This window comes from Dorea sp. 210702-DFI.3.125, assembly GCF_020560945.1.
GTDB classification, from domain to species: Bacteria; Bacillota; Clostridia; order Lachnospirales; family Lachnospiraceae; genus Dorea; species Dorea formicigenerans.
In genome coordinates, this window is the sequence record NZ_JAJCNF010000011.1 from 27462 (window position 1) to 49642 (window position 22181).

Consider the following 22181-nt stretch of genomic DNA (forward strand, 5'->3'; position numbering starts at 1 on the left):
TTATCCACTTCTTTTCTGTCTTACCGGGTGTATTATACCAACAATTATCTTATTTCGCAACTGCCTTATTTTTTCTATTCATTCCTATTCCGGATTCTTGTTCATCGCCATAGCTGACTTTACATCTTTCCGGAACTGATCCCATGCGCCTTCATTTTCCACAAAATATTTCGGACAGATTTTCCCAGTCACATCATAGTGGCGGATCACATCTTCTTCTGTCAGGTTGAACTTCAGACAAAGCCACGCTGTCAGTTGGACCATAGAACGATAAGTCACATCGTTAAACTTTCCAGTCGCATCCGGATGGCAACATTCGATGGATACTGTATCATAATTCCTGTCATTCGATGCATACGCCACTTCCCAGGTCGGAATACACTGCACGATCTCCCCGTTCAGTCCCACCACGAAATTACTGCTGGCTTTCGTCTCGTGACTGTCTTTTAACCCTTCAAAATAATTCCGGTTACCTATAGCCGTTGCTCCAGGATTAGCTGTATAGTGAATAACAATCCCTGTAATCTTGTCTGTCTTCTCCTGCGATCTGGAATATGGATTCGGTGTCAGAAGCTCCACGTCAATATCAGGCTTTGATGCATCCACTGCTTTCGTATCCACCTCATAATACTTATTGGAAAAAAATCCCGGATTATTTATTTTTATAATCAACATGACCACTAGCACAATTCCAAGAATAAGAAAACCCAGCCGGATATTCCGCTGGGTCTTTCTTTTCTTCTTTGTCGTGCTTAGAGTTCTTCTTTTTCTGTTCCTCTTCATCCGCACGTTCTTTGCCCCGCCTTTTTCTGATTCAAGAATGCCCCAGGCATTCTTGCTGCCCGCCACCTATAGAGGTGGAGTCATCACTCATCTGATATATATTCTACATATTCCAGCGAAACATTTTATGAATGAATTCTTATTAATTTATGAATTTTATTATCTGCTGTTCACTCAGCCACAAATTCTATCTTTCAATGCAAAAGCAGCTCACCAGTGAATTACTGATCTTACTCGTCTACGCTGTAGTTCGGAGCTTCTTTTGTGATGTGGATGTCATGTGGGTGACTCTCTTTTAATGATGCAGAAGAAATCTTGACAAATCTTCCTTTTTCCTTCAGATCTTCGATTGTCGGTGCTCCACAGTAACCCATACCGGAACGAAGACCTCCCATTAACTGGAATACAGTATCTTCTACGCTTCCCTTGTAAGCGACACGTCCTTCGACACCTTCCGGTACCAGTTTCTTGGCATCTGTCTGGAAGTAACGGTCTTTACTTCCGTTCTCCATAGCGGAGATAGATCCCATACCACGGTAAACCTTGTATTTTCTTCCCTGATATAACTCAAATGTTCCAGGGCTCTCGTCACAACCTGCAAAGATACTTCCCATCATACATACATTTGCTCCGGCTGCAATTGCCTTTGTCATATCTCCTGAGTACTTGATTCCTCCATCAGCAATAATCGGAATTCCATATTTATCTGCTGCTTCATAGCAATCCATAACTGCTGAAATCTGAGGCACACCAATACCTGCGATGATACGTGTTGTACAGATGGATCCAGGTCCGATACCAACCTTAACTGCATCAGCTCCTGCTTTGATCAGATCCTCTGTAGCCGCTCCTGTTGCAACGTTACCAGCAATAACCTGAAGATCCGGGAATTTAGACTTGATCATATCCACTGTGCGGATAACATTTGCTGAATGTCCGTGTGCAGAATCAAGAACAACAACATCAACCTTTGCATTAACAAGCTCCTGAGCTCTCTCAATACAGTTTGCTGTAATACCAATAGCAGCACCACAAAGAAGACGTCCCTGTGAATCCTTTGCTGCAAGAGGGTATTTGATCTGTTTTTCAATATCTTTAATTGTAATAAGTCCTTTTAAGTGAAAATCCTTATCTACAATTGGAAGTTTCTCTTTTCTTGCTTTTGCAAGGATTCGTTTTGCTTCCTCCAGTGTAATTCCTTCCGGTGCTGTGATGAGCCCCTCAGAAGTCATAGACTCTTTGATCTTCTTTGAGAAATCTTCCTCAAATTTCAGATCGCGGTTCGTGATAATACCGACCAGCTTTCCGTTCTCTGTGATCGGCACACCTGAAATGCGGAATTTAGCCATTAATTCATTAGCATCTGCCAGTGTATGATCCGGTGAAAGATAAAATGGATCTGTAATAACACCATTCTCAGAACGCTTTACTCTGTCTACCTCTTCAGCCTGAGCCTCAATAGACATATTCTTATGAATGATACCGATTCCTCCCTGACGAGCCATAGCAATTGCCATACGATGCTCTGTAACCGTATCCATACCTGCACTCATCATCGGTATGTTAAGGTGGATCTTCTTTGTCAGATATGTTGACAGATCAACCTGATTCGGAATTACTTCTGAATAAGCTGGTACTAAAAGTACGTCATCAAATGTAATACCTTCTCCAATAATCTTTCCCATGATTATTATCCTCACTTTCCTTTGTAATATTTAAAAGCTATGATACAAAAAACAGTCGGCATTTGTCAACCATTTTCTCTATTTTACCACAAATTGTATTAAAAAGAAAACTCCCTAAAGGGGGAGTTTTCATAATACTAATCTATGATTATTAGAATTGCTAATACACTATTCTTACATCATTCCCATGCCTGCTCCGCCGCCTGCTGGCATTGCCGGAGTATCTTCTTTGATGTTCGCTACACAAGACTCTGTTGTCAGAAGCGTAGATGCTACACTTGTTGCGTTCTGAAGTGCACTTCTTGTTACTTTAGCCGGATCAAGAATTCCTGCCTCTACCATATCTACATACTCTTCTGTCAATGCGTTAAATCCTACGCCCGGTTCAGACTCAGATACTTTATTGATAATAACAGAGCCTTCCAGTCCTGCATTTGCAGCAATGTGGAATAATGGAGCCTCCAGTGCTTTGAGAACTACATTAGCTCCTGTCTTTTCATCACCTTCCAGTGTTGCAGCATATTTTGCTACTTCTTTTGCTGCATGGATATATGCAGAACCGCCACCGGAGATAATTCCTTCTTCTACTGCTGCTCTTGTTGCTGCCAGAGCATCTTCCATACGAAGTTTTGCTTCTTTCATCTCAACTTCTGTTGCTGCTCCGACACGGATTACTGCAACTCCGCCTGCCAGTTTTGCAAGTCTCTCCTGAAGTTTTTCTTTATCGAATTCAGATGTTGTATCCTCAATCTGAGCTTTAATCTGAGCAACTCTTGCCTGGATGGAATCTTTGTCTCCACAGCCGTCTACGATAACTGTATTCTCTTTCTGTACTTTGACTGATTTTGCACGTCCAAGCTGATCCATAGTAGTATCTTTCAGCTCTAATCCAAGCTCCTCAGAAATTACCTGTCCGCCTGTCAGAATAGCGATGTCTTTGAGCATCTCTTTTCTTCTGTCACCATATCCAGGTGCTTTTACAGCAACAACATTGAATGTTCCACGCAGTTTATTTACGATCAGGGTTGTAAGAGCTTCACCCTCAACATCCTCTGCAATGATCAGGAGTCTGGATCCTGACTGAACGATCTGCTCAAGTACTGGAAGGATTTCCTGAATGTTGCTGATTTTCTTATCTGTGATCAGAATATATGGATCCTCCAGATTAGCTTCCATCTTATCCATATCTGTTGCCATATATGCAGAAATGTATCCACGATCGAACTGCATTCCTTCTACAAGGTCAAGCTCTGTTTTCATTGTCTTAGATTCTTCGATTGTGATAACACCATCGTTAGAAACCTTCTCCATAGCATCTGCTACCATCTGGCCTACTTCCTCGCTTGCTGCTGAAATAGCTGCAACCTTAGCGATCTGGTCTTTACCGTTAACTTTGCTGGACATGTTCTTAATTGCCTCAACGGCTGCATCTGTAGCTTTCTGCATTCCTTTACGGAGAATGATCGGGTTAGCACCTGCTGCCAGGTTCTTCATTCCTTCATGTACCATAGCCTGTGCAAGTACAGTAGCTGTTGTTGTACCATCTCCTGCTACATCATTTGTTTTAGATGCAACTTCTTTGATGATCTGAGCTCCCATATTCTCAAATGGATCTTCTAACTCGATTTCTTTTGCGATTGTAACACCATCATTTGTAATCAGTGGTGCACCAAATGATTTGTCAAGTACTACGTTACGTCCTTTTGGTCCAAGTGTCACTCTTACTGTATCTGCTAACTGATTTACTCCTGCTTCCAGGGCTGCTCTTGCTTCTGCTCCGTATTTAATTTCCTTTGCCATGATTAAACTGCCTCCTAAATTAGACTTTACTGATTTCACACAAAATATTTAAAATTAACAAACATTCCTTATTCGATGATTGCTAAAATATCATCCTGTTTCACAACAATATATTCTTCGTCTTCAATCTCAACAGATGTTCCTGCATATTTAGAATAGATAACCTGCTGTCCTACTGTTACGTTCATCTTCACTTCTTTTCCATCAACAGTTCCGCCTGGTCCAACTGCCACAACTTCTGCCTGCTGTGGTTTTTCTTTAGACTGTCCAGGTAATACGATTCCTGACTTTGTAGTCTCCTCAGCCACGATCTGTTTCAATACGACTCTGTCTCCTAATGGTACTAATTTCATATTTATTCCTCCTTGCTTTAACATCTCTTTTATGTTGTTAGCACTCATAAAAAGAGAGTGCTATTAAAAACTCTAGGTATAAAATAGCACTCTCTTTCTCTTTTGTCAACACTCTTTTATTTATTTTATCTTGTTTATATTTTTTTCATAAAAGCCGTTTTGTACACGAAATACTAAGACTTTTCCGACTTTATTACAGTATCTTTCACGTATGACGCCCTGGCACCAGATTTCTTTTTTTTCACTATTGATCGTACATCTATATACTCCATCCAGCAAAAAACTTGTGATATCTGATTTTCCTGCAATTAAGTATATGTTCTCTTCTTCCGGATCATACCGGATTACTTTACAATGATGAATGATTTCATCTTTTTCTCCATCTTCCAAAAACGTCCGCGTCATCTGAAGCAGCGCCGGACACTCTTCATACATGTTGTCCATCCTCCGATTTTTCAAAGTTTAACCTCTGTTCTTTTCTTCCTTGATGTGCTCCAGTTCTGTAAATACATAATCATTTACAACTTTGATATAAGTTCCTTTCATTCCTGATGAACGAGATTCAATCACGCCTGCACTTTCAAACTTGCGCAGAGCATTTACAATTACAGAACGGGTGATTCCAACTCTGTCTGCAATCTTACTTGCAACCAGAATTCCCTCTGAGCCATCCAGCTCATCAAAAATATGAATGATCGCTTCAAGTTCTGAATAAGATAATGTACTGATCGCAGACTGTACAATGTGTTCTTTTCTTGTCTCCTCTGCACTTTCTTCGTTAACAGAACGGAGCATCTCCAGTCCTACAACTGTTGTTCCATACTCGCTGAGAATGATATCATCAATCTCATATGGTTTATCTACTTTGTAAATGAACAATGTTCCGAGACGCTCTCCTGCAATATTGATTGGCGTGATGATTGCCTGATATCCTCCGCTTGCCTCAGCAGAAAATCCCAGTGTCTGAAGATTTACATTCTCCTTTGTTGATAAGATACTAAGCAATCTCTCGTTCAACATACCATCAATATGCTCGCCAACCTCACAGGCAATCAGTTCTCCAATCGGCTGTACATTCAGGCATCGACTTTTTCCAAGCACCTTTCCTTTTTTACTGACTACCAGAACATTTGACTCCAGTATCTCAGTCAAGACATCACAAATGTCATTAAATACAACCTTGCTCGAATTATTGTTGTGTAGTAATTTGTTGATTTTTCTAGTTTTATCTAATAATTGTACGCCCATATGCAATTCCTCCATCTATGAGTGTATATTATCATACAATTCACGCTTATTCAATAAATTTCCTTAATTTTCTTTCTCTTTTTTTATACTTTCAGTGTAACCACATTGTTCATTGCTGCAAAGAAGTTTATTTCCTTTTTCTACCATATAATTTCCACACTGAGGGCACTTCTTTTCAGACGGTTTTTGCCAGGACATGAACTCACATTCCGGATTATTTTCACAACCGTAATAACGTCTTCCCTTCTTCGTTTTGCGAATTACTACATCTTTTCCGCACATCGGACATTTTACACCAATCTTTTCCAGATACGGCTTTGTATTCCGACATTCCGGGAATCCCGGACATGCCAGGAATTTTCCATGCGGACCGTATTTGATAACCATGTTTCTGCCACATTCTTCACAGATTACATCCGTTACTTCGTCCTCGATTTTTACCTCTTCCAGTTCTTCTTCCGCTTTTTTCACAGCTGCGTCCAAATCCGGATAGAAATTTTCAATAATCGTCTTCCATCTGACTTTTCCTTCCGCAACACCGTCCAGAAGACTTTCCATATTTGCCGTAAAACTGACATCCACAATACTTGGGAATGAATGCATCATTATATTATTAACAACTTCTCCAAGTTCTGTCATATAAAGGTTTTTATTTTCCTTCGCAACGTATCTTCTATTTATAATCAATGTAATTGTCGGTGCATAAGTACTTGGGCGTCCGATTCCCAGCTCCTCCAAAGTCTTTACAAGAGACGCCTCTGTGTAGTGCGCCGGCGGCTGTGTAAAATGCTGCTTACTGTCAAACTGTTCCAGAGAAAGTTTACTGTTCTCATCCAGTCCCTTTAAAAGCACACCCTTCTCGTCTTTTTCTTCTCCCGCCTCCGTATAAATCAGACGGAATCCTTCAAATGCAATCTTTGATGTTGCAACATTGAAACGATATTTTCCTGCTGCGATTTTTACAGAAGTGGTCTCATAAACTGCAGGCATCATACGGCTTGCAACAAAACGTTTCCAGATCAGCTGATACAGGCGGAACTGGTCACGGGACAAGGAATCCTTCAACATAGCCGGAGTGCGGGTAACATCCGTCGGACGAATTGCCTCATGAGCATCCTGAATCTTCTGACTGCCACTTTTCCTGGCGCCTTCTGCTGCCACATACTGACTGCCATACTGCTCTCCAATATAGCTTCTTACATTCGCATCTGCCTCTTCGGAAATACGGGTAGAATCCGTACGAAGATATGTGATAATACCCACGGTTCCACTTCCCTTGACATCAACTCCTTCATAAAGCTGCTGCGCAATACGCATCGTCTTGGAGGTTGCAAAATTCAAAGCTTTGGAAGCTTCCTGCTGCAGTGTACTTGTCGTAAATGGGACCGGTGCCTTTTTTGTACGCTCTCCTTTTTTGATCTCACTCACTTCATAGTCCGCACCATCAAGCTCCTTTAAAATCTTATTCAAGTGTTCTTTCGACTCAATCGTCATCTTCTCTTTCTCTGTTCCGTAGAACTTCGCGATCAAAGGCTTTCTCTCACCTTTTACGTTCAGCTCTGCATCCAGAGTCCAGTATTCCTCTGGAATAAATGCATCGATTTCCGCCTCACGATCTGCTATAATGCGAAGCGCTACAGACTGCACACGGCCGGCACTTAAACCTCTCTTTACTTTTGCCCAGAGGAGGGGACTGATGCGGTATCCAACCACACGGTCCAGCACACGTCTCGCCTGCTGTGCATCCACCAGATCCATATCGATATCCCGCGGGTTCTTAAGAGATGCCTTCACCGCATTCTTGGTGATCTCATTGAAGCTAATACGATAAACTTTCTTATCCTCCAGTTTCAATGCTTTACTCAGATGCCAGGAAATCGCCTCTCCTTCGCGGTCCGGGTCAGTTGCGAGATAAACTTTATCTGCTTTTTTCACTTCTTTTCTGAGATTTGCAAGGATCTCACCTTTTCCACGTATCGTAATATACTTCGGTTCGTAGTCATTCTCCACATCTACACCAAGTTGACTTTTCGGAAGATCTCTGACATGTCCATTTGACGCAGCCACCACATAATTACTTCCCAGAAACTTTTTGATTGTTTTCACCTTTGCCGGTGACTCCACTATCACGAGATATCGTGCCATATCTGTATCTAACCTCCATGTTATCTGTATCGGGCAAATTCCCGTACACTATTTTCGTTCAAATGCAAATGTTTCATCTCACATCTGACATTCTGACATAATAATTCTTTGCCGTTTCTTTTATATATCCTTCCATCTCCAGCGTCATAAGTGTCTCCATAAGAATCCGTGCATCAAGCCCGGTCTTCACCTGAATCTCACTTACATTTCTGGGGAACAAATCGAGACAACTATACACCACTTTTTCTGTTGTTTCAAGCATTTTTTCATTTTTTAATAATTCTGTAGAGTTTTCAGAAACCTCAATCTGCAGTTCTTTCAGGAATTCTTCCGGCGAGATCAATATGCCCGCACCTTGTCTGATCAGCCTGTGGCACCCCTGACTGAGAGTACTTGTGACAGGCCCTGGAAGAGCATATACGTCCCTCCCCTGTTCCAGTGCCATATCTGTGGTAATCAAAGATCCGCTTTTTTCTTTCGCTTCCATCACAAGCACTACATCTGCCAATCCACTGATGATACGATTTCTCAGTGGAAAATGATATGACATAGGTGGTTCTCCTGGTATTTGCTCCGAAATTATCCCTCCTTCTCTCTGAATATCCATATACAGACCGATATTTTCTCTCGGATAACAAATGTCCACTCCACAGCCTAACACGCCATAAGTTGTTCCCCCTCCATTTAGCGCACCCCGTTGTCCGGCCCCGTCAATCCCAAGTGCAAGACCACTGATAATCTGTACCCCGGCTGATGCCAGACATTTTCCATATTCCAGCGCCTGCCCTTCCCCGTAATTACTACATCTTCTTGCTCCGATAATCGCTACCGAAGGCCGATCTTCTTCCGGCAGTTTCCCTTTTACATAAAGCGCATACGGTGCAGCGTCAAGCTCCGACAACCGTTTCGGATATGTTTTTTGAAAATATGGCACAAAGTCAATTCCTTTTTCTTCCATATTATAATATTTTTCTTCTAAATCTTTCTGCTTTCTCGCCATTTTCAGCTGTTCTATATCCTTTTTTGTCAGGAAATTCTGTAATCTGAGTTGAGTTTCTTCTATATAATATATCTCTTTTGCAGAGCCATATGCCTCTCTTAGTTTTTTCTTCTTATTATCAGAGATATTTTTCATCCTGGCAAACCAGTATTCATAAATCACCCACATTACCTCCCCCAGTATTTTTTATCCAGCATACGGTATCCAAGCGCCTCTTTCAGATGGCTGCATCCAATCTGTTCTTCCCCGTCCAGATCAGCGATCGTTCTGGCGACTTTCAATACTTTATGATAAGTCCGGGCAGTCAGATTCATCGTTGAAAATGCACATCGCATCAGTTTTTCTTCTTTTTCTCCAATTTGGCAAAATTCTTCCATCTGCCGTACTCCGATTCCGGAGTTTGTCCGGATATCGGTCCCCTCATAACGCTGCTCCTGGATTTTTCTCGCCGTGCAGACACGGTTACGTATTTCTTCTGATGTTTCCTCTTTTCCAGTCTTGTGTAATTCCCCGTATTCTACCCTTGAAGCCTCTACACATAAATCCATACGATCTAAAAAAGGCTGGCTTACATGACCCAGATAATTTTGAATCTGCGTTTTTGTACAATTACATTTGTTCAAATCCGGATAATTTCCACAAGGACACGGATTCATTGCCGCAATCAACATAAAATCAGCCGGATACTCATAACATCCACTGTTTCTGGAAATCCGGATTTTATGTTCCTCCAGAGGTTGTCTTAAAACTTCCAGCACTGGCTTATGGAATTCCGCCAGTTCATCTAGAAATAAGACACCTCCATGTGCAAGACTGATTTCCCCCGGATTCGGTATCACACCACCACCAATAAGTGCTGCTCTTGTTACCGTATGATGTACACTTCGAAATGGACGTTTTGTAATCAACGGATGTTCCCGGTCTACCATCCCTGCCACGCTGTAAATCTTTGTCACCTCCATACTCTCTTCCAACTGCATCGGCGGTAAGATGGTCGGGATTCGCTTTGCCACCATGGATTTTCCGCTTCCCGGCGGACCTACAAGCAACAGATTATGACCACCCGCTACTGCAACTTCAACCGCCCGCTTCACCATATCCTGTCCACAGATATCACTGTAATCCACATCATATAGCATCTCCGGTTCCCATATCTGTTTAAACTCAGTGATTGCTTTCGTCTCTGATATTTTTCCCCCTAACCCTTCCTTCTTATTTAAATCCCGGCACAATTGTTCCAATGTCTCGGCACCTATAATACGGATTCCCGGAACAAGACGCCCTTCTCTTACATTTTTTTCGGGCAAAATACATGTGTGAAATCCCTGCATCTTTGCCTCCAGAACGATTGGCAGAACTCCCTCTACTTCACGTACTTTCCCGTCCAGGCTAAGTTCCCCGGCTACAAGAACTCTCTCCAGCGCTTTTGCCGGAATATTGCCAACAGCTTCTAATACAGATAATGCGATTGGAAGATCATAAGATGCTCCTTTCTTTTTCACCGTTGCCGGCGACAGATTTACTACGATTTTCTTAGGTGGAAGCGAAAATCCACTGTTACGGATTGCAGTCCGCACCCGCTCAGCAGCCTCCTTCACTTCCGACGAAAGATAGCCCACCATATGGAACATCGGAAGACCATTACTGACATCTGATTCTGCATGGATCACTTCAATGTGAAGTCCCTGAACACAGGCAGACGTAATTGAACTAAATGCCATTCATACACCTCATTTCTAACTGAACTATACTTTTTATTCACATTTTCATGTTCAGTCACTCATAGATTTTTTCGATAATCAGGTAACAATTAATAACAATCAATCTCAATCAAAATCGTTGGATTCTCCGGCGGATACCGCCCGATACAACAGATCTCCTGCAGACGGAAGAATTTCCTGTCTGAAGTAGCATCAGTATAGCACACTTTTCCACATGGGAAAAGCACAAATTTTCATTTTCCATCATAAACTATATCAAATCTGTCTCGAGGTGCATTTCTTGAAATCTTTCCCCCTTCCCCTGACTGCTTCTGAAGAACAGTATTACCTGCAAAAATATATCGAGGGCGACTTAAATGCCAAGCATATCCTGATTGAGCATAATCTCCGGCTCGTAGCTCATATTGTCAAAAAATATCAGGCAAATGTAGAAGAAGCTGAAGATTTGCTTTCCATTGGCACCATCGGGCTAATCAAAGCAGTCGTTACATTTAATCCGGGAAAAAACGTACGTCTCGGAACTTACGCTGCACGCTGTATTGAAAATGAAATTCTGATGCATCTGCGTGCCAGAAAAAAAACTTCTCGGGAAGTCTCCCTTTATGAACCAATCGGCACGGACCGGGAAGGCAACGAAATCCAGCTTTTCGATGTAATTGAGACAGACGATCAGGAGGCCCACCGGAAAATCGAGGAAAAAGATGATATTTTGAAATTATATCAACACGTAGAGTCTAAATTATCCACCCGGGAACGTCTGGTCTTAAAAATGCGCTATGGTCTGTATAACGAAGAAGAATATACACAGCGCGAAATTGCAAAGCTTCTTGGCATCTCCCGCTCCTATGTATCCAGAATCGAAAAGAGCGCTATTGAAAAACTGCGTGGGTATTTTTAATACTTGCGCAGTCTTCTTTTTTCCTGTACTATATTAGGTATAGGGTGTGGTATATATTATGAAAGATATATTGAAAAAATCTATATTTTACAGTTTCGCAATTGCTTTAACTTCGCAGCTCAGTATTAACTGGTTCACAGCAAACTTTAAAATATCCATTGCAGTCGTTATTCTGGCCGCTTGTGGATTATTAATGTCCAATTTTCCACTGATTCCGGTTACATTTTTATCCGCAATCGGTGTATTTTCTATGCGTATGATCGTCTACTGGATCACCCACGGGCACTGGACGAGTCCTTCTCACTATATGCCGGAGATAGCTTTCTATCTTTGCTACGGACTTCTTCTACATCTGTATATCAGACGGTTTGATCACTTGTCGGCTGCTATTCATGAAAAGCGGAACCTGACACTGGGAGCTCTGATTCTGATCGACTACTTGGCAAACTTTATCGAGCTTCTCGTACGACTGGAACTCAGTTCCCTTGTGCTTCACATGCAGTCCGGAATCTTTCTGGCTGCTGTTATGCGTTCCTGTCTCACATGGCTTGTCATGTTACTCTTTGAAAAATACCGGATCTTTTTAATTAAGAAAGAACATGAGGAACGTTATCAGAAACTGGTACTTCTCTTCTCCAAACTCAATGGGGAAATTGTCTGGATGAAGAAAAATACTACATTAATAGAAGAAACTATGAATAATTCTTACCGGCTCTTTGAAACACTGCGTGACTCAGGTGCCGATCCTGCCCTTGCCTCTTCTGCGCTTACTACTGCAAAAGATATTCACGAGATAAAGAAAGAATATCTGTTGATCATGCGTGGAATTTCCGAAGCACTGGAACAGGAACTGGAAAATGACGGTATGTATCTGGAAGAAGTGCTCTCCCTTTTAAAATCTTCCATCACCAATCTGGCGGAATCACAGGGAAAGACACTGAATCTTACTTATGAATATCAGAAAAATTTCTATACTTCCAGCCACTATGCCCTTCTTTCCATCTTCCGTAACCTTTTTGTAAATGCTTTGGAAGCTTCGAAGACTGACACAGTTAATCTTTCTGTCACAGAGGTCATCGAAGATGGGCAGGCTATTTTTACCGTTACTGATGACGGCCCGGGAATTCCGGCTGAATACATAGGAGAAGTATTTAAGACTGGATTCTCGACCAAGATTAATTTCCAGACAGGGGAAGTCAGCCGGGGACTTGGACTGAATCTGGTACAAGATCTTGTAGAAGGGGAATTACATGGAACGATTGGTCTGACCTCTATTCCGGGTCGGACAGTTTTTACCATCTGCATCCCTTTAAATGAATTGGAGGTAATGTCAAAATTATGTCTTTCTATTTTATAGACGATGACAAAAATATTTGTAACATTTTGAAACTAATTATAAATGAACGAGGACTTGGGGTATGTTGCGGCAGTGCTAATAATGCGGCTGAAGCACTGGAAGATCTTCCTTCAGCTAAACCGGATATTGTAATTGTAGATCTGCTCATGCCTGAGATGGATGGAATCAGCTTTGTAAAACAGGCTCGAAAAATAGTACCAGATGCATCTTATATTATGCTGTCCCAAGTGTCCTCCAAAGATATGATTGCTTCTGCCTATGAAGCCGGGATTGAATTCTTTATCCAGAAACCAATTAATAGTGTGGAAGTAGAAGCTGTCATCAAAAAAGTTTCCGATGGCTTATCTATGAAACGAATGGTCCGCAAAATGCAAAACATTTTTATGGAAGATACCAGACCTGCAACTGTGACTGTACCTGACAATAGTGAGCAGATTGAGAATTCCCTTCGCACAATCCTTACAAGAATCGGTATTATCGGGGATATTGGCAGTAAAGATATCATTTCTATTGTCAAATATCTGGTCGACCACCAGGATCATGCTGACTCACTGACAGTCAGTGATCTGTGCAGCCGCTTCTGTGATACACCGAAATCTATGGAGCAGCGCATACGCAGAACAGCATTTAATGGACTTGTAAACCTGGCTCACCTTGGTCTTGAAGATTATAGTAACGAAATTTTTGTAGACTATTCCAGCACATTATACAATTTTGAGCAGGTTCGCAGGGAAATGGATTTTATACGTGGAAAGACTGATAAACACGGCAATGTAAGGATTAAGCAGTTTTTGAACGCATTGGCCTCTTATTGTCAATAATGCACAAAGTTATCGCGATTTGTTAAATTTTTAATGGTATTTTGACACCATTTGATACTTTTTGTAACCATGCTTATATATTAATCTCATCAATAAACACGACGATGTTATTAAAATAACAAATTAAAGAAATGTGAGGTACAAAGTATGGTAACAATTTTATCTGGTGTAGGTTTACTACTCGTCACTCTGGCAGTCTTCTCTATTTTCAGTCTGAAGATGCCAAAAGGATCTCTTGCAATGGGCGGTATGGCAGACGCAGCCGTTGCAACATTCCTTGTTGAAGCAATTCATAAGTATATTTCCGGTGATCTGATTGGCATTGCATTCTTACGTGAAGTTGGAGATATCTCCGGAAGCATGGGCGGCGTTGCCGCAGCTACTCTTGTTCCAATTGCAATGGGTGCTAACCCGTTATTCGCAGTTGTAGCCGGTGTTGCTGTTGGTGGATTCGGAATCCTTCCTGGATTTATCGCAGGTTATGTCATTGGATTCATCGCTCCGATTATTGAAAAGAAACTTCCTGTTGGAATTAACATTATTGCAGGAGCACTTGTAATTGCTCCAGTTGCCCGTATTATTGTAACAGTTGTTGATCCTGGTGTAACATGGATTCTGTCACACATTGGTGCTACTATTTCTGCTGCTACAGACCAGTCTCCAATCGTTATGGGATTCCTGTTAGGTGGAATGATGAAGATGATCTGTACATCGCCGCTTAGTTCTATGGCGCTCACAGCTATGTTAGGACTGACCGGTCTTCCAATGGGTATTGCAGCCATCGCATGTTTTGGTGGATCCTTTACAAATGGACTTGTATTCCACAAACTGAAACTTGGTAACAAAGGTAATGTGATCGGCGTTATGCTTGAGCCATTAACACAGGCTCCAATCGTTACTTCTAACCCAATTCCGATTTACGGTTCTAACTTCTTCGGAGGTGGATTTGCCGGAATTTCAGCAGCAGTATTCCACATTGTGAACGATGCACCTGGTACAGCATCTCCAATCCCTGGACTGTTAGCACCATTTGCATTTAACCCGGTTCAGAATGTATTACTTGCTCTTCTGTTCGCAGCTATCGGAGGAAGTGTTGCAGGACTTGTAGGTGGAACAATTTTCAAACACATTCGTATGAAAAACGGAACTTACGAGAAGGCATCTGAAGCAGCCGAAGAAATGGCAGAAGCAGAGCTTGAGCCTGGAATGTAAGTATCGCACTCCATCGATATTGACATTGATACATATAAAAAAAGATGCGCTTCGCCAGCGCATCTTTTTTTTACATTAAAAATGGAATTCACGATAATTATGCAACAAGTTCTCATTTACCGCCTTACTGAACTTCTGGCTCCTGCCTGCGCAAAATATCATATGGGCTTGCCTGACCGCCTTCTAACTCAATATAGAGCACTTGTTTAGAATGTGGTGCACTCTCCTGGTCTTCACCTTCTTCGTTGATAATCCGTTTGACTGTAACTTCTACATTTTCTCCATCCGGTTTCATAATCTCAATTGTCTCACCGACTGAGAATTTGTTACGTTGCTCAATCTTGCAGCGCCCGTCACAGATTTCTCCTACAATTCCAAGATAAGTATATTCTTTTACATAAGTATTGCTGTCATAGATCTGGCTCTCTTCGGTTGGTTTTCCAAAGTAGAATCCTGTAGTGAACTGACGATAGGTGCAGTTGGATATCTGATCCAGATACCAAGGCATGTTATCTCTGTATTTCTGTGGATCTTCCAGATAGTCATCTATCGCTTTACGATAAGTTCTTGCAACGGTTGCAACATAAAGAGCCGTTTTCATACGCCCTTCAATTTTAAAGCTGTCGATTCCGGCATCGATCATTTCCGGAATATGCTCGATCATGCATAAGTCTTTTGAGTTGAAAATGTATGTTCCACGCTCATTTTCATAGACAGGCATATACTCTCCCGGTCTCGTCTCTTCCACGATGGAATATTTCCAGCGGCACGGATGCGTGCATGCTCCCTGATTTGCGTCACGACCGGTAAAGAAATTACTAAGCAGACATCTTCCGGAATATGATATACACATTGCTCCGTGAATAAAGCTTTCAATCTCCATCTCAGCCGGGATCCTCTCACGAATTTCTTTGATTTCTCTCAAGGATAATTCTCGGGCAGACACTACGCGGGAAGCTCCCTGCTTCCACCAGAACTGATAGGTCGCATAGTTCGTGTTATTCGCCTGCGTGCTGACGTGGCGCTGAATCTCTGGGCAGATTTCCTTTGCCAGCTCAAACACACCGGGATCTGCGATAATAAGCGCATCCGGTCCAACTTCTTTTAATTCTTTCAAATACTCTTCTACTCCCGGAAGATCATCATTATGCGCAAGAATATTGACCGTCACATGTACTTTTACACCATGTGCATGCGCAAATTCCACACCCTTCTTCATATCTTCCATGGAAAAATTCTTTGCTTTCGCACGAAGCCCAAATGCTTCACCACCAATATATACTGCATCTGCACCAAACATAACCGCAGTCTTCAATACTTCCAGACTGCTGGCCGGGATTAATAATTCCGGACGTTTCTGACTCATACTTCTCTTCTCCTTCTCTTTTTATTAATTTTCTATTCTTCTTAAATATCACTGCTTAAATATCTATCACTATTTAAATATCACTGCGCTTTACACTCAATGCCACGCCGTCTCCCAGTGGAATAATCGATGTCTGCAACTGATCATGATGCTTTAACTCATAGAGATATTCCCGCATACGGCTGTGAATAGTCCGGTTTCTGCGCTCCACCGCGAATCTGGACTCAATAATATCACCTTCCTGCAGCACATTATCTGACACAAGCACTCCATCTGTCCCAAGAAGCCGCATAACTTCCGGAAGGTAATGAATGTACTGCCCCTTTGCCGCATCCACAAATATCAGGTCATACGGCCCTTCCAGGCCATGCATCACTTCCAGGGCATCTCCCTCAATCAAATCAATCTGCTCTTCCTTCCCTGCCCGTTTAAAATTCGCCCGGGCTATCGGAATTCGTTTATCATAATTTTCTATTGTTGTAATATGCCCGCCTTCCGGCATATATTCACTCATAAGAATTGACGAAAAACCAACCGCAGCTCCTACTTCCAGAATCCGCATCGGTCTTTTAATCATCAGCAGAACCTTCAGAAAACTCTGCATTTCCTTCCGGATAATCGGCACACGATCTCTTAAAGCTTCCTGCTCAATCGCTTCAATTACCGCGCTTTCCGGCACCTCCAGCGACCGGATATAAGTCACCATCCGCTCATCTACGATCATTTACAACCACCTCTCTCCTCAATCAGGGACCCCCCACCTCGCAATTGGAGACACCTCTCTTCGCAATTGGGGACGTAGCACTTCTTCAAAGTACTACGTCCCCTGTTAAATAAATATCACTTTATACATCCATAATAATCGGCAAAATCATCGGACGACGTTTTGTTTTTTTCCAGATAAATTCGTTCATTGTATCGCGGATCACTAATTTTATCTTGCTCCAGTCAGCATTTCTCTGATGATTCAGGCAATCTTCTACTGCGTCAGTTACGACTTGTCTTGCCTCTTCCATAAGATCTTCTGACTCACGAACATAGACAAATCCACGGGACACAATATCCGGTCCTGCCAGGAGCTGGTTGCTTCCGCGCTCTAACGTCAGGACTACAATCATAATTCCGTCCTCTGCCAGATGCTGTCTGTCTCGAAGTACGATATTTCCTACATCACCGACACCAAGTCCGTCTACAAGAATCTCTCCCGTATGGACTTTATCTACGACTTTTGCCTCTTGTTCACTGACTTCCAGTACATCTCCGGAATGAAGCATGAAGACATTCTCTTTTGGAATTCCAAGAGATTTTGCCAGGTTCGCATTTGCCTTTCTGTGACGGTACTCACCATGTACCGGTACTGCATACTTTGGTTTGACCAGTGAATAAATCAGCTTTAATTCTTCCTGACACGCATGTCCGGATACATGAGCATCCTGAAAGATAACATTTGCACCTTTCTCAGACAGCTCATTGATAACTCTGGATACGGATTTCTCATTTCCAGGGATCGGGTTAGAGCTTAAAATAACTGTATCGCCTGGCATGATCGTTACCTTCTTGTGAATGTCTGCCGCCATTCTAGAAAGAGCCGCCATAGACTCACCCTGGCTTCCGGTCGTAATCAGAACCGTCTTCTCCGGCGGATAATTCTTAAGCTGGTCAATCTCGATCATCGTGTTCTCCGGAACATTCAAGTATCCGAGTTCCTGTGCTACCTGAATGATATTCACCATACTGCGTCCTTCTACCACAACCTTACGGTCATACTTGCACGCTGAATTGATGATCTGCTGTACACGGTCTACATTAGACGCAAATGTCGCAATGATGATTCTTGTATTCTGATGTTCTGCAAATATATGATCAAAGGTAATACCTACCGTACGTTCAGACTGTGTAAAGCCTTTTCGTTCTGCATTGGTACTGTCTGACAAAAGTGCCAGTACTCCTTTTTTCCCGATCTCTGCAAATCTCTGAAGATCGATAGCATCTCCAAAGACTGGTGTATAATCTACCTTAAAGTCTCCTGTATGCACAACAATTCCTGCCGGGGAATAGATTGCAAGTGCTGCTGCATCCTGGATACTGTGGTTCGTCTTAATAAATTCTATCCTGAACTGTCCAAGGTTGATAGACTGTCCATGTTTTACTACTTTTCTTCTCGTTGAGCGAAGCAGATTGTGCTCTGTCAGCTTCTTCTCTATAATACCCATCGTAAGCTTTGTTGCATAGATTGGGATATTGATTTCCCGTAAAATATAGCTTAATGCTCCAATATGATCCTCATGACCATGCGTGATAACAAATCCTTTTACTTTTTCAATATTGTTTTTCAGGTATGTCACATCTGGAATAACAAGGTCAATTCCAAGCATACCGTCCTCTGGGAATGCCAATCCGCAATCCACAACAATAATACTGTCTTCGTACTCGAAGGCAGTAATGTTCATTCCGATCTTCTCGAGTCCCCCGAGTGGAATGATACGCATACTTCCAATATTCTCTTTTTTCAAGTTTACACCTCCACGTAATTACAGACCCCCAGTGTAACAAAGGGTCTATTTCTGTTTCTTTCTACATTCACTGCACTGTCCGTAGAACTTTAATTCGTGGTCTAACACATGAAATCCTGTCTCTTCCTCTATATGCCGCTCCAGTTCATCCAACAGGTCGTCTTTAAAAGGCAGTACTTTTCCACATGTTTTACATATCAGATGGTGATGATGGTGCTTTCCTGTGCCATCCAGCGTCTCCCCGATCTCATAACGCACACATCCATCATCCAGATTAATACGATCCACCAATTGCATTTCCAGTAACAACTGCACTGTTCGGTAAATGGTTGCCAGCCCGATCTCCGGGTAATCTTCTTTTACGAGCTCATAGATATCTTCAGCAGTCAGATGTCTGTCCTTATTCTCTGCAAGAACCTGCAGTACAAGCAGTCTCTGATTCGTCACTTTAAGCCCTTTTTCTTTTAACTTTTTCTTAAAACTCTCCTGACTGACTGACATAATTCATTACCTTTCAATTTCCACATCTTCCAGAAGTTCTTCAAAAACTCCCATTATCCCATTCAGTTCTTTTTCATCTTCCACAAACTCATAGATTGCCTCGGATGATTCCTCCGGTGACGTGTCTTTTAAAATCCAACATTCTGCATCGTCTTCTTCCGAATCCGTGACAAGAATATAAGATACTCCATTTAACTTTGTCTGCTCCAACACAAAAAACTCTTCATTTTCCTGTGAATCTGCAGACGCAAATGTAATCTTTTCCATAAATCTTCTACCCTTCTTTATTCAGGTGTGCGGAGTCCAAGTATCCCTGCAATATAAAAACAGCCGCAATCTGGTCAATATACTTCTTGCGGTCTTCTCTTCTTACCTTATTCTCGATTAAAGTCCGCTCTGCCGAAACAGTAGTCAGACGCTCATCCCACATCACGACCTCAAGGCCGGTCCGTCGTCCGATCATCTCACCAAATTGCATAGATTTTTCCGCCCGATCTCCAATATCATTGTTCATATGCTTCGGAAGTCCGAGCACAATCTTCTCAACTTCATACTCTGCCACCAGTTCCTCGATGCGGGCACATGTCTTCCGAAGCTTGTTCTCGTCCTTACGGCATATAGTCTCTACAGCCTGCGCAGTTATCCCCAAAGGATCACTGACAGCCACCCCGACTGTACGCGAGCCGTAGTCCAGTCCCATAATCCTCATATATATTATCCCCACTTATTATGCTCAATATACGTCTTGAACATCTCTTCAACCAGCTCATCCCGTTCCATCTTCATAATCAGACTGCGGGCACCATTGTAACTGGTAATATAAGTCGGATCACCTGACATAATATAACCTACGATCTGGTTCACCGGATTATACCCTTTTTCCACAAGAGCCTTGTACACAATTTCAAGAATATCTTTTGCCTGAATCTGTGGTGCACTCTCTACCTGAAAAAATTGCGTATTGCTTAATTCTTTCATACTACTCACGTCCTTCACATTACTTTGTAATTATTCTCACATCTTCATAATTACATTTCTTCAATCTTATTCTAACCTATCATTTGTCAAAATTCAATGAATTATTTGCTTTGTATCTTCGATTTTAACATTTTTCAGTTGATTTGATAGATTTTCTTCTGTTTTTAAACCAATTTTAACATATTCTTTCGTATGCCCGACCTGGTAAATGCCGTCTTCTGTCTCAACTGCCTCTTCCATCAGCACTTCCTGTGTCGTTCCAAGGAGTTTTTCTTCATAAGCTTTCTGTTTTCTATGTCCAAGCTCGATCATTTTCGCGCTTCGCTCACTTTTTATTTCCTCCGGAACCTGATCCGGCATCACGGCTGCTTTCGTTCCTGCTCTTCTGGAATATTTGAAAATGTGTGTCTCATAGAAATTCACGCGGTCTACAAAATCCATGGACTCGGCAAACTCTTCCTGTGTCTCCCCCGGGAATCCTACAATCACATCTGTTGTCAGTGCAGGATTGTGGAAATATTTCCGTAAAAGGTCACATTTTTCCATATATTCTTCTGCACTGTAACGACGATTCATACGCTTCAGGGTCGCATTGCAGCCACTCTGTAATGACAGATGAAAATGTGGACACATCTTCGGAAGTACCGCAATACTGGAAGCAAATTCTTCTGTAATGATCCTCGGCTCCAGAGATCCAAGCCGGATTCTTTTAATGCCGTCAATTTCATGTACTTTCTGGATCAGTTCCAGAAGGCTCTCCCCGGTATCAATTCCATAAGAACTCAGATGGATTCCTGTCAGCACAACTTCTTTATATCCGGAAGCTGCCAGTGTCCGCACCTCTTCTAATACATGTTCCAGGTTACGGCTTCTGACACGTCCTCTCGCATACGGAATGATGCAGTAAGAACAGAACTGATTGCACCCATCCTGGACCTTGATATACGCGCGGGTATGCTCTGCTGTATGAGTGACCTGCATCTCCTCATATTCTTTCTCATGGTTGATATCAAGCAGCTCTTTTTTTACTTTATGCTGAGCATTGTAATACTCGTCCAGAATCGCGATCAGGTCTTTCTTTTTATTATTTCCAACTACGATGTCCACACAAGGGTCGATATCTTCTCCTCTTGCCTGCACATAACAGCCTGTCGCCACAACTACCGCATCCGGGTTCATTTTCCGTGCTTTATGAAGCATCTGCCGGGATTTGCGGTCTGCAACATTGGTGACTGTACATGTATTGATAATATAGACATCTGCCCCTTCTTTAAATGGCACGATCTCATATCCATTCTGCTCCAGAAGCTCCTGCATAGCCTCTGTCTCATATGCATTTACTTTGCAGCCCAGATTATGGAGCGCAGCTTTCTTTTTCATTTTACACATTCCTTTCAAAATATTTGGTAATTTGTTTCTTGACTTTTATCTGTCATACTTTTAAGATAGAGATGATAGAAGTATGATAAATAAGGAGGTAACGTACAATGAAAACTGTACAGGTTTATTTAAATTCAATCCAAAAGGTGAACTCTTTTTCTCACGAGCTTGAACAATTCGACAACGACTTTGATCTTGTTTCCGGAAGATATATCGTAGACGCTAAGTCTGTTATGGGAATCTTCAGTCTGGATCTGAATGAGCCAACAACTCTGAATATCCACGCAACAGATTCTGAGATGGGTCCTATTCTTGAAGCAATCAAGCCTTATATCGTAAGCGAAGATCCTAAGTAGGATTCAGGCCAAAAAGCATATATCAAAAGCAAAGCAGCAAAGATAACAGGGCAGTTCTTCCTTT

22 protein-coding genes are annotated in these 22181 nt (G+C 42.1%); 5 read left to right on the forward strand and 17 right to left on the reverse strand.

Annotated elements, in window-relative coordinates:
- Positions 1-84: 84 nt before the first annotated feature.
- From LI164_RS07065 to LI164_RS07105, 9 genes are all read right to left on the reverse strand, one after another.
- Positions 85-783: an N-acetylmuramoyl-L-alanine amidase family protein gene (locus LI164_RS07065; RefSeq protein WP_227086922.1), complete on the reverse strand. Its 699-nt coding sequence runs from the start codon at positions 781-783 to the stop codon at positions 85-87.
- 230 nt (positions 784-1013) lie between these two features.
- Positions 1014-2468, reverse strand: a complete 1455-nt coding sequence (gene guaB / locus LI164_RS07070) for an IMP dehydrogenase (protein ID WP_005331653.1) — start codon at positions 2466-2468, stop codon at positions 1014-1016.
- Between the two features lie 174 nt (positions 2469-2642).
- The gene (gene groL, locus LI164_RS07075) at positions 2643-4268 is read right to left on the reverse strand and encodes a chaperonin GroEL (protein WP_005331654.1); all 1626 of its coding nucleotides are present in this window, start codon (positions 4266-4268) and stop codon (positions 2643-2645) included.
- Between the two features lie 68 nt (positions 4269-4336).
- A complete protein-coding gene (gene groES / locus LI164_RS07080; RefSeq protein ID WP_005337820.1) occupies positions 4337-4621 on the reverse strand; it encodes a co-chaperone GroES in 285 nt (94 codons plus the stop codon).
- A gap of 120 nt (positions 4622-4741) precedes the next feature.
- Positions 4742-5056, reverse strand: a complete 315-nt coding sequence (locus LI164_RS07085; protein WP_040015344.1) for a hypothetical protein — start codon at positions 5054-5056, stop codon at positions 4742-4744.
- 27 nt (positions 5057-5083) lie between these two features.
- Complete coding sequence (gene codY / locus LI164_RS07090; protein ID WP_005337824.1) at positions 5084-5869, reverse strand: GTP-sensing pleiotropic transcriptional regulator CodY; 786 nt, start codon at positions 5867-5869, stop codon at positions 5084-5086.
- A gap of 63 nt (positions 5870-5932) precedes the next feature.
- Positions 5933-8014 carry a type I DNA topoisomerase gene (topA, locus tag LI164_RS07095; protein ID WP_227086923.1) on the reverse strand — a complete coding sequence of 694 codons (2082 nt, stop codon included), beginning with the start codon at positions 8012-8014 and terminating at the stop codon, positions 5933-5935.
- Positions 8015-8087: 73 nt separating this feature from the next.
- Positions 8088-9182, reverse strand: a complete 1095-nt coding sequence (dprA, locus tag LI164_RS07100; RefSeq protein ID WP_227086924.1) for a DNA-processing protein DprA — start codon at positions 9180-9182, stop codon at positions 8088-8090.
- Positions 9182-10735: a YifB family Mg chelatase-like AAA ATPase gene (locus LI164_RS07105; RefSeq protein WP_227086925.1), complete on the reverse strand. Its 1554-nt coding sequence runs from the start codon at positions 10733-10735 to the stop codon at positions 9182-9184. The genes dprA and LI164_RS07105 overlap by 1 nt, the downstream gene beginning before the upstream one ends.
- Before the next feature lie 271 nt (positions 10736-11006).
- On the opposite strand from LI164_RS07105, the gene sigK reads away from it, so the two are divergent.
- The 4 genes from sigK to LI164_RS07125 all read left to right on the forward strand — a co-directional run bounded on the left by sigK (position 11007) and on the right by LI164_RS07125 (position 15023).
- Positions 11007-11633 (forward strand): RNA polymerase sporulation sigma factor SigK, encoded by a 627-nt coding sequence (gene sigK / locus LI164_RS07110; RefSeq protein WP_227078742.1) that lies wholly within the window; start codon positions 11007-11009, stop codon positions 11631-11633.
- 58 nt (positions 11634-11691) lie between these two features.
- Positions 11692-12990, forward strand: a complete 1299-nt coding sequence (locus LI164_RS07115; RefSeq protein WP_227086926.1) for a HAMP domain-containing sensor histidine kinase — start codon at positions 11692-11694, stop codon at positions 12988-12990.
- Positions 12972-13811: a response regulator gene (locus LI164_RS07120; protein ID WP_227086927.1), complete on the forward strand. Its 840-nt coding sequence runs from the start codon at positions 12972-12974 to the stop codon at positions 13809-13811. The genes LI164_RS07115 and LI164_RS07120 overlap by 19 nt, the downstream gene beginning before the upstream one ends.
- Positions 13812-13958: 147 nt before the next feature.
- Positions 13959-15023, forward strand: coding sequence for a PTS sugar transporter subunit IIC (locus tag LI164_RS07125; RefSeq protein ID WP_005331666.1), 1065 nt, complete (start codon positions 13959-13961; stop codon positions 15021-15023).
- A 124-nt stretch (positions 15024-15147) separates the two neighbouring features.
- Here LI164_RS07125 and LI164_RS07130 read toward each other — a convergent pair whose 3' ends face one another.
- The 8 genes from LI164_RS07130 to mtaB all read right to left on the reverse strand — a co-directional run bounded on the left by LI164_RS07130 (position 15148) and on the right by mtaB (position 21761).
- Entirely contained in the window at positions 15148-16389 is a 1242-nt protein-coding gene (locus LI164_RS07130) for a U32 family peptidase (RefSeq protein ID WP_005331671.1), read from the reverse strand.
- 73 nt (positions 16390-16462) lie between these two features.
- Complete coding sequence (locus tag LI164_RS07135) at positions 16463-17113, reverse strand: O-methyltransferase (RefSeq protein ID WP_005337843.1); 651 nt, start codon at positions 17111-17113, stop codon at positions 16463-16465.
- Between the two features lie 121 nt (positions 17114-17234).
- Positions 17235-18902 (reverse strand): ribonuclease J, encoded by a 1668-nt coding sequence (locus LI164_RS07140; protein ID WP_040015345.1) that lies wholly within the window; start codon positions 18900-18902, stop codon positions 17235-17237.
- 45 nt (positions 18903-18947) lie between these two features.
- Positions 18948-19403, reverse strand: a complete 456-nt coding sequence (locus LI164_RS07145; RefSeq protein WP_005331674.1) for a Fur family transcriptional regulator — start codon at positions 19401-19403, stop codon at positions 18948-18950.
- Positions 19404-19409: 6 nt separating this feature from the next.
- Positions 19410-19670: a DUF1292 domain-containing protein gene (locus LI164_RS07150; protein WP_005331675.1), complete on the reverse strand. Its 261-nt coding sequence runs from the start codon at positions 19668-19670 to the stop codon at positions 19410-19412.
- 7 nt (positions 19671-19677) lie between these two features.
- Positions 19678-20112 carry a Holliday junction resolvase RuvX gene (gene ruvX / locus LI164_RS07155; protein ID WP_005331678.1) on the reverse strand — a complete coding sequence of 145 codons (435 nt, stop codon included), beginning with the start codon at positions 20110-20112 and terminating at the stop codon, positions 19678-19680.
- Between the two features lie 5 nt (positions 20113-20117).
- Positions 20118-20381, reverse strand: a complete 264-nt coding sequence (locus LI164_RS07160; RefSeq protein WP_005331681.1) for an IreB family regulatory phosphoprotein — start codon at positions 20379-20381, stop codon at positions 20118-20120.
- A gap of 93 nt (positions 20382-20474) precedes the next feature.
- A complete protein-coding gene (gene mtaB / locus LI164_RS07165) occupies positions 20475-21761 on the reverse strand; it encodes a tRNA (N(6)-L-threonylcarbamoyladenosine(37)-C(2))-methylthiotransferase MtaB (protein WP_117657102.1) in 1287 nt (428 codons plus the stop codon).
- A gap of 107 nt (positions 21762-21868) precedes the next feature.
- Here mtaB and LI164_RS07170 point away from each other — a divergent pair, with 107 nt between their 5' ends.
- Complete coding sequence (locus LI164_RS07170; RefSeq protein WP_005331686.1) at positions 21869-22117, forward strand: HPr family phosphocarrier protein; 249 nt, start codon at positions 21869-21871, stop codon at positions 22115-22117.
- The last annotated feature ends 64 nt before the right edge of the window (positions 22118-22181 follow it).